We start from the raw sequence: 13,687 nt of genomic DNA on the forward strand, positions 1-13,687 counted from the left end.
GGCGTTACGAGGGAGAATCGGCCGGATGACCGCGCCGGACGTGACGGTCGTCGTCGCCGTCTACAACACCATGCCCTACCTGACGGCCTGTCTGGAGTCGTTGGTCGGGCAGAGCATCGGCCTGGAGCGGCTCGAGGTGGTCGCGGTCGACGACGGTTCGACCGACGGCAGCGGGGAAGAACTGGACCGCTTCGCCAAGCAGTACCCGGGCACGGTCACCGTGCTGCACCAGCCCAACTCGGGCGGGCCGGCGGCGCCGAGCAACCGCGCCCTGCGGATCGCCCGGGGCCGCTACGTCTTCTTCGTCGGCTCCGACGACCACCTGGGTCCGGAGGCGTTGGAGCGGCTGGTGGACGCCGCCGACCGATGGGGCTCGGACGTGGTGCTCGGCCGGATGGTCGGCACCAACAAGCGCTACGTCCACCAGGCCATCTACGCCAGCACCGAGGAGCGGGTCGACCTGTTCGACAGCGAGCTGCCCTGGTCGCTGTCGAACACCAAGCTGTTCCGGCGGGACCTGATCGAGCGGCACGGACTGCGCTTCCGCGAGGACATGTCGATGGGCAGCGACCAGCCCTTCACCCTGGAGGCCTGCGTCCGCGCCGGGAAGATCTCGGTGCTCGCCGACTACGTGTACTACTACGCGGTCAAACGGGACAACGCGCAGAACATCACCTACGCCAGCCAGTTCGCCGAGCGGCTGCGCTGCGCCGAGGAGCTGATCCGTTTCGCGGCCGGGCTGATCGAGCCCGGCCCCAAGCGGGACGCGGTCCTGCTGCGGAACTTCAGCTGGGAGGTGGCCAAGCTGCTGCGGGCCGACTTCCTCGACCTCGATGCGTCGATGCAGGAGCAGGTCCACCGGCGGATCCGCGAGTTGACCGAGAACTACCTGACCGACGCCATCATCGCCCGGCTCGCCGCCGACGTACGGCTGCGTCTGCTGCTCGCCCGCGACGGCGGCCTGGACCGGCTGCGCGAGCTGGTCCGCCAGCAGAGCGACAAGCTGCTGCCGGCGGTGACCGTCGTCGGTGACCGCTGCTACGCCCACTACGTCGGGTTCCGGGACGCGGAGCTGGGTTTCCCCGACGAGTGGTACGACGTCACCGAGCGGGCCGCCAAGCTGGCGGTCAAGCTCACCGCGACCGAGGCGGCCTGGGGCCGGGATCGGGCCCTGGTGCTCACCGCGCACAGCCGCTGGGCGCACCTGACCGCCGAGGCGCTCCGGGTCGAGGCCGGCGACGTGGCGGCGGTCGTGTCGTCGCGCCCGGGTGGACCGGGTACCGTCGTTCAGGCGGAGCTCGCGGTCGATCAGCTGCTCGCAGCCCTTCCCTCCGACGGAAAACGATGGCAAACCAAGATCAATGTCGCCGCGCTGGGCGGGGCCGCCTCGGCGTCGCTGCGGGCGGAGCGGCGCCTCGCCGGGCCGCGCCGGCTGGCGTGGCGCGGCTCGCGGTGCTACCTCGTCACGCCGAGCACGGACCGCAAGGGTCAGGTGCTCGTGACGATCACGCCGATCACGCCCCGCCGGATCATTGCCCGTCTGGCCCGCATACGGCCCTCAGCAGGAAAGTAGTTCCATGAACATCTGCGTCGTCGCCCTCGGGAAGATCGGCCTGCCACTGGCCGTGCAGTTCGCCTCGAAGGGACACCGGGTGATCGGCGCGGACGTCTCCGAGCGGGTCGTCCAGCTGGTCAACGACGGTGCCGTGCCCTTCCCCGGCGAGACGGACCTGGACGTCAAGCTGAAGGAGGCGGTGGCCGCCGGGCTGCTCTCGGCCACCACCGACACCACCGCCGCGGTGGCCGAGTCCCAGGCGGTCGTCGTGGTCGTGCCGCTCTTCGTCGACGCCGAGGGCGTACCGGACTTCGGCTGGATGGACGACGCGACCCGGGCGATCGCCGCCGGCCTCAAGCCGGGCACCCTGGTCAGCTACGAGACCACCCTGCCGGTCGGCACCACCCGCACCCGCTGGGCGCCGATGCTCCAGGAGGGCTCCGGGCTCACCGCCGGCCGGGACTTCCACCTGGTCTTCAGCCCGGAGCGGGTGCTCACCGGTCGGGTCTTCGCCGACCTGCGCCGCTACCCGAAGCTGGTCGGCGGCATCGACGAGGCGTCGGCCGAGCACGGCGTGCGCTTCTACGAGGCGGTGCTGGACTTCGACGAGCGGCCCGACCTGGATCGCCCGAACGGCGTCTGGGACCTCGGCTCGGCCGAGGCATCCGAGCTGGCAAAGCTCGCCGAGACGACCTACCGGGACGTCAACATCGGCCTGGCCAACCAGTTCGCCCGGTTCGCCGACACGGTGGGCGTCGACGTCACCAAGGTGATCGAGGCGTGCAACACCCAGCCGTACAGCCACATCCACTCGCCGGGCATCGCGGTCGGCGGGCACTGCATCCCGATCTATCCGCGGATGTACCTGTGGAACGACCCGGCGGCCACCGTCGTGCGGTCGGCCCGGGAGGCCAACGCCGCCATGCCGGAGTACGCCGTCGACCTGCTGGCCGCCGCGTACGGCGACCTGACCGGCGTCGGCGTGCTGGTGCTCGGTGCCGCCTACCGGGGCGGCGTCAAGGAGACCGCCTTCTCCGGTGTCTTCCCGACGGTGCAGGCGCTGCGGCAGCGGGGCGCCACCCCGTACGTCTCCGACCCGATGTACACGAACGAGGAACTGGTGGCCCACGGCCTGCCCGGTTACCAGGGTGAGCCGATCGGCGCCGCCGTCATCCAGGCCGACCACGCCGAGTACCGGACGCTCGGCCCCGCCGACCTGCCCGGCGTGACGGTGCTTGTGGACGGCCGTCGGGTCACCGACCCGGCCCGCTGGGCCGGAGTCCGCCGGGTGGTCATCGGCGGCTGACGGCAGCTGTCACCCGAAGGGGCCCGGCACGTGGCGTGCCGGGCCCTTTCGTTTCGTTCCGGGTCAGCCGCGCGGGCCGGCTGTCGTGGCGGGCGTGTCGATCAGTCGCGTCGGGGCGGGTTGTGCACGTCGCGCGAGACGACCTCGCCCCGTTCGTCGACCCAGCCCTTCGGCCGGGCCGGGTTGCCCGCCACCAGTTGGTACGGCGCGACGTCCCGGGTCACCACCGAACCGGCGGCGATCATCGCGTACTCGCCCACCTCGATGCCGCAGACCAGGGTGGCGTTCGCGCCGATCGAGGCGCCCCGACGCACCAGGGTCGGGGTGATCTTCCAGTCCGGGTTCTGGGCGCGCGGCCGGAAGTCGTTTGTGAAGACCGCGCAGGGGCCGACGAACACCTCGTCCTCCAGGGTCACCCCCTGGTAGACGGAGACGTTGTTCTGGATCTTCACGAGGTCGCCTACCGTCACGCCCGCGTCGACGTACACGTTGCGACCGATCACGCAGCCGGCGCCCACCTGAGCGGACGACCGGATGTGGGCCAGGTGCCAGACCTTGGTCCCGTCGCCGACCCGGGCGCCCTCCTCGACGTCGGCGGTGGGGTGGACGAAGACCGAGGGGGACCCAGAGCTCTTGTCAGTCATCTTCAACTCTCGTCGAGGCTGCACGGGTGCGAACTCGGGGTAGCATACCGACCCCTGGTCGGTCCCTGCGGTCACCGCGGACGTCGGCCGGCCGGCCGTCAACGGCGCCGCCGGGCGGGACCGCCCTCCCGTCCGAGGCGAGGTTCTGCCACCATGCGAGGGCGACGGACCGACGAATGGGGGCCCGGGTGCGGATACTGCTGGTCGAGGACGACCGTCGGGTGGCCGCCGCCTTGTCGTCCGCCCTGACCAGGCGCGGATACGAGGTGGAACACGCCGCCACCGTTGCCGCCGCCATCTCCGCCGCCCCGTGCGACCTGGTGCTGCTCGACCTGACCCTGCCCGACGGCGACGGCACCGAGCTCTGCCGGGAGCTGCGGCGCCGCAGCAGCCAGCTGGGCATCATCGCGGTGACCGCCCGGGGCGAGGAGCGGGACCGGGTGCTTGGGCTGCGACTCGGTGCGGACGACTACGTGGTCAAGCCCTTCTCGATGGTGGAGTTGCAGGCGCGGATCGAGGCGGTGCTCCGCCGGGCCGCGTACGCCGCGCCGGAGCGCAACCTGATCGAGGTCGGGCCGGTACGCGTCGACGCGGCAGCCCGTACGGTGACCGTGGCCGACCGGCCGGTCTCGCTGACCCGCAAGGAGTTCGACGTCCTGCTCTCGTTGGCCCGCCAGCCCGGCGTGGCGGTACCCCGGGACCGGATCCTGCTCGACGCCTGGGGCACCACCTTCGCCGACCGGCACACCGTGGAGGTGCACGTCGGCTCGTTGCGCGGCAAGCTCGGCGACCCCCGCCTGGTGGAGACCGTACGCGGTGTCGGCTACCGGCTACGGGCCGAGTGAGGGGCCAGCGGTGCGTCGGCGCCTGGTGATCAGCTACCTGCTCCTGATGGTGCTGGTGCTGGTGGCGTTGGGTACGCCACTGGCGGCGACCCTGGCCACCCGGGAAACCGACCGGGTCCGGGCCGATCGGCTCGCCGACGCCACCCGGTTCGCCTCGCTTGCCGGTCCGGCGCTGCGCAGCGGCACGAGCGACCCGTTGGCCAACGAACTGACCAGCTACCAGCAGCTCTACGGCATCGACGCGGTGGTGGTCGACCGGGACCGGGCGGTCGTGGTGGGCTCACCGGCCTGGCGGCCGGCGCTGGGCACCCACGAGGCGTTGAACGTCGCCTTGTCCGGGCAGCAGGCCAGTGGGCCCGACTCGGTCTGGCCCTGGGTGGACGGGCCGATCGTGGTGGCGGTACCCATCAACGACGGTGGCGAGGTACTCGGCGCGGTGGTCACCGCGAGCCCCACCGACGAGGTCCGCCGCTCGGTCACCACCTGGTGGCTGCTGCTGGCCGCGCTGGGGCTGCTCGCGGTGGTGGCCTGCGTGCTCACCGCGTTCGGGCTGGCCGGCTGGGTGCTACGGCCGATCACCGAACTGGACGCGGTCACCCACGAGATAGCCGAGGGGGACCGGGGTGCCCGGGTGCAGCACCGGCTGGGCCCGCCGGAGCTGCGTCGCCTGGCGGCCAGCTTCAACCACATGGCCGACGTGGTCTCCGACGTGATGGACCGGCAGCGGGCCTTCGTCGCGCACGCCAGTCACCAACTGCGCAACCCGTTGACCGCGTTGCGGCTGCGGGTGGAGGAGCTGGGGCCCAGCCTGACCGACCCGCAGGGCCGCGCCGAGCACCAGCTCGCCCTGGAGGAGACCGACCGGCTGGCCCTGCTGCTTGACGCGCTGCTCACCCTGGCCCGCGCCGAGCGCCGGGAGAATCAGCGGGTGATCGTCGACGCGGCTGCCGCGGCCGCGTCCCGGGTGGCGGCCTGGGAGCCGCTGGCCCGGCACCGGTCGGTGACGCTGCGGCTGGCCGCCGACCCGGTTGCGGCGTACGCGCGGACCGTGCCGACCGCGATCGACCAGGCGCTCGACGCGCTTATCGACAACGCGGTCAAGTTCAGCGGCGCGGGCGGCGAGGTGACGGTCACCGTCGCGGCCCGCGACGACGGGGTCGAGCTGGAGGTACGCGACACCGGCCCCGGCATGACCCGCAGTCAGCTCGGTCAGGCCACCGAGCGGTTCTGGCGGGCGCCGGAGGTGCAGAACGTGGACGGTGCCGGCCTGGGGCTGACCATCGCCGCGGTGCTGGTCGACGCCTCCGATGGCCGGCTCACCATGCAGTCGAACTCGCCGCGCGGGCTGGTCGCCGCGCTGTGGTTCCCGTCGGCCGACGCTGCCGAGGAGTCGACCGCGCCCGAGCCGGCACCGTCCACCGCCGTCGTCGGTTGACCACACCGGACACCACTGGTAGTGCATGTGTGTGGCGAAATGTAGTATGACTGCTATCTTCTGGGGCACAGCTATTACGGGGAGGCAGGGGCCATGACGGTGGACGCGAAGGCAAACGCCCCGACCGGCACCGGGTCACCGGCCGAGCCGGAGATCACCCTGGACGTACGCGACCTGCGGATGCGCTACGGCAGCAAGGACGTGCTCGACGGGGTGTCGTTCACCGCCCGGCGCGGCGAGGTGCTGGCACTGCTCGGCCCGAACGGCGCCGGCAAGACCACCACCATCGAGATCCTGGAGGGCTTCCGGATGCGCTCCGACGGCCAGGTCGCGGTGCTGGGCGTCGATCCCGGGCACGGCGACGAGCGGTGGCGGGCCCGACTCGGCGTGGTGCTCCAGTCCTGGCGCGACCACAGCCGGTGGCGGATCCGGGAGTTGCTGGCCCACCTCGGCACCTTCTACTCGCCCTACTCCACCCAGCGGATCCGCCGGCCGTGGGATGTCGACGAGCTGATCGACCTGGTCGGTCTGACCGCGCACGCGCAGCAGAAGGTCGGCCAGCTCTCCGGCGGTCAGCGCCGCCGGGTCGACGTGGCGATCGGCATCGTCGGTCGGCCGGAGGTGCTCTTCCTCGACGAGCCGACCGCCGGGTTCGACCCGGCCGCCCGGCGTGAGTTCCACGACCTGGTGCACCGACTGGCCGACCTGGACGACACCACCATCCTGCTCACCACGCACGACCTGGACGAGGCCGAGAAGCTGGCCGACCGGATCCTGATCCTGGCCGGTGGACGGATCATCGCCAGTGGCTCCGCCGACGAGTTGTCGCGGCGGATCTCCATCGACGCCGAGGTGCGGTGGAGCCGAGGTGGTACGCGGTTCGTGCACTCCACCAGCGACGCGACCGGCTTCGTCCGGGAGTTGTTCGCGCAGTACGGCGCGGAAATCGCCGACCTTGAGGTGCGACGGGCCAGCCTGGAGGACACCTACATGGCCCTGGTCCGCGATCACGAATCCGGGCGTGCCGACGGCGCGGCCCGTGCCTTCGAGGAGGTGGCCCGATGAATCCGTCGGTGGGTCCGTTGCTGGTGGCGGCCCGCGCGGGGCTGTCCCGTGGCCGCATCGAGCTGCGGCAGGGCTTCACCAACGCCGAGACGCTCTGGGGCTACCTCTTCCCGACCGTCGTCCTGCTGGTGGTGATGTTCTTCCTCCGGGACGCCCAGGTGCCCGGCACCGAATTCTCGCTCGGGGCGCAGACCCTACCCAGCACGCTCGGCATGACGGTGGCCTTCGGTGGCCTGGTCAGCGTGGCGTCCATCCTCACCGTCGAGCGGGAGGACGGCACCCTGCTGCGGGCGAAGGCCACCCCGAACGGAATGTTCGGCTACCTGATCAGCAAGATCGTGCTGGTCAGCGGAATGACTCTGGTCAGCGTCGCCCTCCTGCTCGTACCGGGGATCTTCCTCTTCGACGGGCTGATGCTGGGCAGCGGGTGGGCCTGGGTGACGCTGGCCTGGGTGCTGGTGCTCGGGATGGTGGCGACCATGCCGATCGGGGCGGCCTTCGGATCGCTGCTCTCCAATCCCCGTAACCTGGGGCTGATCATGCTTCCGATGATGGGTCTCATCGCTATCTCCGGCATCTTCTACCCGCTCACCGTCCTGCCGGGGTGGCTCCAGGGGCTCGGTCAGGCATTCCCGGTCTACTGGCTCGGCCTCGGCATGCGGTCGGCGCTGCTGCCCGATGCGATGGCCGCCGTGGAGGTGAGCGGATCGTGGCGGCACCTGGAGACGCTGCTGGTGCTCGGCGGCTGGGCGATCGTCGGGCTGGCCCTGGCACCGGTGCTGCTGCGCCGGATGGCCCGCCGGGAGTCCGGGTCGAGCGTCGCCGCCCGGCGCGAGAAGGCCCTCCAGCGGGGGTGACATGAGTGAGCGTGCAGCGAGTGGAAGTGCCGGCATGAGTGAGGTGGTGTACAACCGCATCGCCATGCTGCGGGCGGAACGGGGCATCTCCCGCCGGCAACTGGCCGAGGCGTTGGGCGTCCACTACCAGACCATCGGCTACCTGGAACGGGGTGAGTTCAGCCCCAGTTTGCACCTGGCCCTGCGGATCGCCCGCCACTTCGAGGTACCGGTGGAGGTGGTCTTCTCCGCCGAGCCGTTCCCGCGCCTCGGTGACCCGCTGACCCGATCGGCCTGATCACGGCTTCTTGTCGCGGTAGTACGCCGCCGCCCCGGGATGCAGTGGCAGCGGCGCGGTGACGATCGCCGAGCGGGGACTCATCCGGCCGGCGGCCGGATGCGCGTCCTCCAGCTCGGAGCGTCGCTCCATCAGCAGCCGGGTGATCTCCCGGACCAGGTCGTCCGGCAGGTCCGGGCGGACCAGCAGCAGGTTGGGGTTCGCCACGGTGGTGACCGGTTCGATGCCGTAGACCGAACGGGGAATGTCCCGTGGCACGTACACCTCCCGGTTGTCCCGGCGCAGTGGGGCGGTCCACTCGCCGAGGTCGATGATGCGGGCGGGGTTGTCCAGGGCGAACTGGTCGATGGCGCGCACCGGTAGCCCACCGGAGAAGAAGAAGGCGTCGATCTCACCGGTGCGGAGCGCGGCCACCGAGTCGTCCAGGTTGAGTTGCACCCGGTTCACCTGGGTGTCGGCCAGCCCGGCCACGGTGAGCAGCCGACGCACCGTGAAGTCGGTCCCGGAACCCCACGCGCCTGTCGACACCCGCCGCCCGCGCAGGTCGGTCAACGTCCGGATCGGGCTGTCGGCCGTGGTGACCAGGTGCAGCAGATCGTCGTAGACCCGGGCAATCGCCACCACCCCGGGATCCGGATCCGGGTTCGGGTCGGCGCGCAGCACGTCGGCCTGGCTGAACCCGAGTTCGGCGTCGAGGTTGTTGAGCAGTCGGACATTTTCCACCGAGGCGGCGGTGACCATGACCTCTGCCCGTACGTTTGGCAACTCCCGGTTGAGGATGGTGGCCAGCGACTGGCCGAAGGCGTGATAGACGGCGGTCGGACTGCCGGTGGCGATGCGGATTCGTACCGGATCGCCCGGATCATCCCGGCAACTGACGAGGCTGGACAGGAGCAGCAGCACGACCGCCAGGCCGGCCACCCCGGCGTAGTGCCGCCCGGTCCGGTCGGCGTACCTGGTACGGGTCACGGGCAGCACTGTGCGCCGCCGGACCCCTGTGGCGCAAGCCCCCGGGGCGGCGGAACCCGTCGCCGACCGCGTCGCGCGGTCAGGCGACGGGGCGGTGTGCGGTCTCCTCGGCGGCGTGCCGCAGGATCCGCTCCCGGTCCGGTCCGTGGGCGACACTCACCAGGTAGCAGCCGGTGCCGGGGCGCAGCAGCGCCGGTACGTCGAGCAGTGCGGCGCCGCGGACGAGGACGGCGGCAAGTTCCCGGTCGGTGATCCGTACGCCGAGAATGTGTCGGCGCACGTGTCGGCCACCGGCCAGTAGCGTGGCCCGCCAGGCGGCGGCAGCCAACCGGATGCGCCACTGCCGGCGGGCCTTCGACGCGCCGGGCACCGGGCCGCCGAGCAGCTCCCGTCGGCCACGCCGCCAGCCGTTCTCCATCATCGCCGCGTACGCCGGACGGCACTGTCGGGACACGTGCAGCCGATGCAGCTCGTAACGGCGGCGCAGCCCGCCGACGGCAAGCTCGTGGCGTACCGGAATCTCCAGACGGTCGAGCAGTTGCCGGGCCCGGCGTGCCGCCTCCTCGCGGTTGAACTCGATGGTCGCCGGAAAGCCGAGCTGGTGCCCGTGCCGCTGGCCCGGTGTGGCCGGCGGCGGCATGCAGCGCAGCAGGCACGCTGCCTCGAAGGCGTCGGCGAGCGTCGTCCAGTCCAGTGGCGGCTGGATCGCCGACGGATGGGGCCGGTCGAGCAGGATCGGTTCAACCACCGGAGGCCTCCTTGCGGCGTCGGTCCTCCTTACGGTGACCTGTGACACCGGCGGGTGGTACTGATCCGGCCCAGCCTTGAGGAAATCTTGCGCCTGGTTACCGCCTGGAAACGATGCGCCCGACGCCGTGCTCGTTCACAGCTCGGTGACCACCAGGTCGACCTGGCGGGGGCGGCCCGGAGCGGTCGGCTGCTCGGCCACGGTGTACTTCAGCTCGCGCAGGGCGGCCAGCAGCGCGTCGGCGGTGCGCGGCCGGGCACCGGCGAGCAGCAGGTCCCGGACCAGTCGTCCCTTGGTGGCCTTGTTGAAGTGGCTGACCACCGAGCGCACCGGTACGCCGTCGACCTCCCGCTCGTGCAGCACCCGCACGGTCACCGTGCGGTCGGCGAGCGGGCCGCGGGGCGTCCAGGCGGCGGCGTACGCGCCGGAGCGCAGGTCCAGCACCGGGCCGTTGCCAGCCGCCCCGGTCAGCACCGGTCCCAGCGCCGGCCGCCACAACGCCGGCAGCGCGCCGATGCCGGGCAACCGGGCGGAGATCGGGCAGCGGTACGACGGAATCCGGTCGGTCAGCCGTACCGCACCCCACAGGCCGGAGCTGACCAGGACCTGCCGCCCGGCGGCTCGTTGCGCCGACGGCGGCAGCGAGGCCAGGTCGAGGGCCTCGTAGAGCACCCCGGTGTAGATCCGGCCGGCCGGTGCGGTGGCGGCCCGGTCCAGCCGGGCGTTGCGGCGCAACTCCTCGTGCTGGCCGGCGCCGAGCCCGAGCGCGGCCAACGCCGCCTCCGGCACCCCGGCGCTGAGCGTGACCAACGCGGCAAGCACCTGCGCGCGTACCGGATTCAGCTCCGGCAGCGAGAGCCGGTCCAGGTCGAGTCGGCGGCCTCTGCCGGCGTCGGCCTTGCCCTCCGAGGGCGGCAACAGGATGAGCATGTGACTCCTACGACGTCCCGGTCCGCACCACGCGACCGGGCCCGGCCAGCGTACGGCGGTGTCAGCGCCAGGGTCGTGGCGGTGTCGCCGGGTGATACACGCGATACCCGCCGACCTCGGCGAGCAGCGCCGCGTCGCGCTGCTCGCCGAGCAACTCCCGCAGCCGCCGGTCGGCCGGGGTGCCGGTGGCCAGCACGTACCCGGGACGCGCGGCCCGGGCCAGCCGGGTCCAGTACGCCGGATAACGGTTCAGACCGGGAGTCAGGTCGTCGTCGAGCACCCCGCAGACCACCTCCTCGGCGGTGTTGAAGACGAGCCGGTTGCAGGTCCAGTACTCGCCGTACACCTCGCGCAGCCCGGCGGCGCGAACCGTCGCGGCCAGGACACGGGCCTGCCGCTCCTCCCGACGCCCGGGTGCCGCGCCAACGGTGGCGAAGAGCAGGGTCACCACCAGCGAGGTCACCGCCAGGGCGGCCAGCACGGCGGTGGCCAGCGCGCCGGCCAACCGGCCCGCGACACCGACCGTGCCCCGCCAGCCGGCCACCGCCGCCTGCCACAGCGGCCACAACACCGCAGGCAGTGACAGTTGCAGCACCGACAGGTAGCGGGCGTTGCCCAGCGGATCGGTCGCGGCCAACGGACTGCGCACGTACGACAGCAGGGTCAACGCCGCACCGGCGACCAGCGCGAGGTGCACCACCGGCACGACCCGTTCGGATCGTCCGCCGGCCCGGCGGTACGCGCGCACCGCGAGCACCGCCGCGACGGCCAGCAGCAGCGGATAGAGCAGGCCGAACCACTCCTGCCAGCGGGCGCAGCCGGTGACCGGGCAGAGCCCGCTGGCCAGCGGCACACCCTCCAGCAGCCCGCCGTCCAGCCGACGCGGCCAGGACGGCACCGCCCCGCTGCCGCCGCTTATCGAACGCAGCACCGACAACGAGTCCTTTCCGGGCGGGGCGACCAGGTTGTCGTAGATCATCGGGGCGATGCCGACGGTGCAGCCGGCGACCAGCAGCAGCCCGGCCCCGCCGAGCAACTCCCGACGGATCGCCCAGACCAGCGCCAGCCCGGCCGCCGCCAGGTAGGGCACGATCAGCCAGTCCGACCAGAGCGCCAGCCCGGCGAGCAACCCGAAGCCGCCGACGGCCAGCCGCCGGTGCCGCACCGAACCCCGCGCCGACCCCAGCACGACCAGCAGCATGACCAGCACCGCGACCTTCACCTCCGGCCGACCGCCGACGGTGGTCACCTGATCGCGGATGACCCGCTCCGAACCGAGCGCCAGCAGCCCCACGACAAGCGTGGCGAACCACGGCGAGCCGATCCGCCGGGCCAGCCGGTGGATCAGCCAGAGAAACAGCGCGTAGAGCGCGAGCACCGGCAGCCGCAGCACCGGCCAGTTCGGGCCGGTCACCGCGATCAGCGGCGCCGCCAGGTAGGACTGGAGCATGCCCATGTAGTGCTGACCGTAGAGGAAGACCGGGTGCTCCCGACCCTGCGCGATGTGCAGCGCGGCCAACCCGAACGTCGCCTCGTCGCTGTTGCCGACCGGCACGGTGTTCAGCACCAGAAACAGCCGGTAACCGATCCCGACCAGCCCGAACAGCAACGCGACAAGCGCCGCCCGGTCCAGCCGCCCCGCTGAGATCGCCCCCACTCCCCATCCCCGCCGTTGGTGTAAGGAAGGGCCCCCTTTTAACGCCTCGTGTATAGGAAGGGCCCCTTCTTAACAACTGGCGTACCGGGAGCGCGGATGCGGCACCGGCGAGGAGCCGGCGCATCCGGCGAAGGCAGCGCTGTGCTCGGCGGGAGTTGCCGGTGGGCTCGGCGCGAAGTTGCCGGCGGGGCAAGCCAACTCAGATGTCACCTATCGGTGCAGCAGACCCTGGCGCGAAGTTGCCGGTGGGCTTGGCGCGAAGTTGCCGGTGGATTCGGCGGGAGTTGCCGGGCGGGGGTGCCCGGCTGCCGGGGCGCTCGCGTGGCCGAGGTCGCTGGGGTGTGGCAGGGTTGCAGCGTGCCACCCACTGCCGCTGGCCAACTGGCCATACCGAACCTGCACCGGGCCGCGCGGATCGAGGACGCCGTGCACTCACTGGTCGAGCGCCGGCTGCGGCGGACCGGCTGGCGAATCAACATCATCGCGTACACCGGTTATGGCGCGCCGGGTTGGGTGCGGGTGATGTGCCGGGTGCTGCTGGGGCGTCCGGACACCCGGCAGCGCGGTCGGCTGGAGAAGGTACGCGGCTGGCGCAGCTTCACCACCCTGCCGGCCAAGCACGTCACGGTGACGATCGAGACGGGTGGGGTGGTGCACGAGGCGCAGGCGGACCGCAGCGGCTTCATCGACACCGTGGTGCCGGCGGACCTGCCGCCAGGGTGGGGTTCGGTACGGCTCAGCATTCCGGACGCCGAGCCGGTGGACGCACCCGTACGCATCCTGGACCCGGAGGTCCGCTTCGGCGTCCTCTCCGACATCGACGACACGGTGATGGTCACCGCGCTACCCCGACCGCTCCTCGCCGCCTGGAACACCTTCGTGCTGGACGAGCACGCGCGGGCGGCGGTGCCCGGCATGGCGGTGCTGTACGAGCGCCTGGTGACCGCCCATCCCGGTGCTCCGGTGTTCTACCTGTCCACCGGCGCGTGGAACGTGGCTCCGACGCTGACCCGGTTCCTGTCCCGGCACCTCTATCCGGCCGGGCCGCTGCTGCTGACCGACTGGGGACCCACCCACGACCGCTGGTTCCGTAGCGGTCGCGAGCACAAGCGGGCCACCCTGGCCCGGTTGGCCAAGGAGTTTCCCGACGTACGCTGGCTGCTCGTCGGCGACGACGGACAGCACGACCAGGAGATCTACCGGGAGTTCGCGGCCGCCCATCCGGACAACGTGGCCGGCGTGGCGATCCGCCGCCTTTCGCCCACCCAGGCGGTGCTCGCCGGTAGCCTGCCCGTCCCGCACGACGGCCCGGAGGAGGGGCCGGTGGGGCAGAAGTGGCTCTCCGCGCCCGACGGCGCCGGCCTCTGGACCCTGCTGCGCGGCGCCGGCCTGGTCTGAC

The 13,687-nt window shown here is 71.9% G+C and carries 13 protein-coding genes; 8 read left to right on the forward strand and 5 right to left on the reverse strand.

Going from position 1 to position 13,687, the window contains the following annotated elements:
• Window positions 1-25: 25 nt before the first annotated feature.
• Together QQG74_RS10810 and QQG74_RS10815 are read left to right on the forward strand one after the other, a co-directional pair.
• Window positions 26-1,573 (forward strand): glycosyltransferase, encoded by a 1,548-nt coding sequence (locus tag QQG74_RS10810; protein ID WP_341720160.1) that lies wholly within the window; start codon window positions 26-28, stop codon window positions 1,571-1,573.
• Between the two features lie 4 nt (window positions 1,574-1,577).
• On the forward strand, window positions 1,578-2,861 hold the full coding sequence (locus tag QQG74_RS10815; protein ID WP_341720161.1) for a nucleotide sugar dehydrogenase: 1,284 nt from the start codon (window positions 1,578-1,580) through the stop codon (window positions 2,859-2,861).
• A 101-nt stretch (window positions 2,862-2,962) separates the two neighbouring features.
• Here QQG74_RS10815 and QQG74_RS10820 read toward each other — a convergent pair whose 3' ends face one another.
• The gene (locus tag QQG74_RS10820; RefSeq protein ID WP_341720162.1) at window positions 2,963-3,505 is read right to left on the reverse strand and encodes an acyltransferase; all 543 of its coding nucleotides are present in this window, start codon (window positions 3,503-3,505) and stop codon (window positions 2,963-2,965) included.
• Between the two features lie 176 nt (window positions 3,506-3,681).
• On the opposite strand from QQG74_RS10820, the gene QQG74_RS10825 reads away from it, so the two are divergent.
• The 5 genes from QQG74_RS10825 (at window position 3,682) to QQG74_RS10845 (ending at window position 7,984) form a co-directional block, all read left to right on the forward strand.
• The gene (locus QQG74_RS10825) at window positions 3,682-4,350 is read left to right on the forward strand and encodes a response regulator transcription factor (RefSeq protein ID WP_341720163.1); all 669 of its coding nucleotides are present in this window, start codon (window positions 3,682-3,684) and stop codon (window positions 4,348-4,350) included.
• Between the two features lie 10 nt (window positions 4,351-4,360).
• Window positions 4,361-5,785 (forward strand): HAMP domain-containing sensor histidine kinase, encoded by a 1,425-nt coding sequence (locus QQG74_RS10830; protein WP_341720164.1) that lies wholly within the window; start codon window positions 4,361-4,363, stop codon window positions 5,783-5,785.
• Between the two features lie 93 nt (window positions 5,786-5,878).
• Window positions 5,879-6,850, forward strand: coding sequence for an ABC transporter ATP-binding protein (locus tag QQG74_RS10835; protein WP_341720165.1), 972 nt, complete (start codon window positions 5,879-5,881; stop codon window positions 6,848-6,850).
• Complete coding sequence (locus QQG74_RS10840) at window positions 6,847-7,707, forward strand: ABC transporter permease (protein WP_341720166.1); 861 nt, start codon at window positions 6,847-6,849, stop codon at window positions 7,705-7,707. The genes QQG74_RS10835 and QQG74_RS10840 overlap by 4 nt, the downstream gene beginning before the upstream one ends.
• A gap of 34 nt (window positions 7,708-7,741) precedes the next feature.
• Window positions 7,742-7,984 carry a helix-turn-helix transcriptional regulator gene (locus tag QQG74_RS10845; RefSeq protein WP_341720167.1) on the forward strand — a complete coding sequence of 81 codons (243 nt, stop codon included), beginning with the start codon at window positions 7,742-7,744 and terminating at the stop codon, window positions 7,982-7,984.
• Here the strand turns inward: QQG74_RS10845 and QQG74_RS10850 are convergent, their stop codons facing one another.
• The 4 genes from QQG74_RS10850 to QQG74_RS10865 form a co-directional block, all read right to left on the reverse strand.
• Window positions 7,985-8,887: a TAXI family TRAP transporter solute-binding subunit gene (locus tag QQG74_RS10850; RefSeq protein ID WP_341721195.1), complete on the reverse strand. Its 903-nt coding sequence runs from the start codon at window positions 8,885-8,887 to the stop codon at window positions 7,985-7,987.
• A 145-nt stretch (window positions 8,888-9,032) separates the two neighbouring features.
• Window positions 9,033-9,701 (reverse strand): hypothetical protein, encoded by a 669-nt coding sequence (locus QQG74_RS10855; protein ID WP_341720168.1) that lies wholly within the window; start codon window positions 9,699-9,701, stop codon window positions 9,033-9,035.
• Window positions 9,702-9,836: 135 nt separating this feature from the next.
• A complete protein-coding gene (yaaA, locus tag QQG74_RS10860) occupies window positions 9,837-10,631 on the reverse strand; it encodes a peroxide stress protein YaaA (protein WP_341720169.1) in 795 nt (264 codons plus the stop codon).
• 61 nt (window positions 10,632-10,692) lie between these two features.
• Window positions 10,693-12,288 carry a hypothetical protein gene (locus QQG74_RS10865; protein WP_341720170.1) on the reverse strand — a complete coding sequence of 532 codons (1,596 nt, stop codon included), beginning with the start codon at window positions 12,286-12,288 and terminating at the stop codon, window positions 10,693-10,695.
• A gap of 357 nt (window positions 12,289-12,645) precedes the next feature.
• On the opposite strand from QQG74_RS10865, the gene QQG74_RS10870 reads away from it, so the two are divergent.
• A complete protein-coding gene (locus tag QQG74_RS10870; protein WP_341720171.1) occupies window positions 12,646-13,686 on the forward strand; it encodes a phosphatase domain-containing protein in 1,041 nt (346 codons plus the stop codon).
• The last annotated feature ends 1 nt before the right edge of the window (window position 13,687 follow it).

The organism is Micromonospora sp. FIMYZ51 (assembly GCF_038246755.1).
Classification (GTDB): domain Bacteria; phylum Actinomycetota; class Actinomycetes; order Mycobacteriales; family Micromonosporaceae; genus Micromonospora.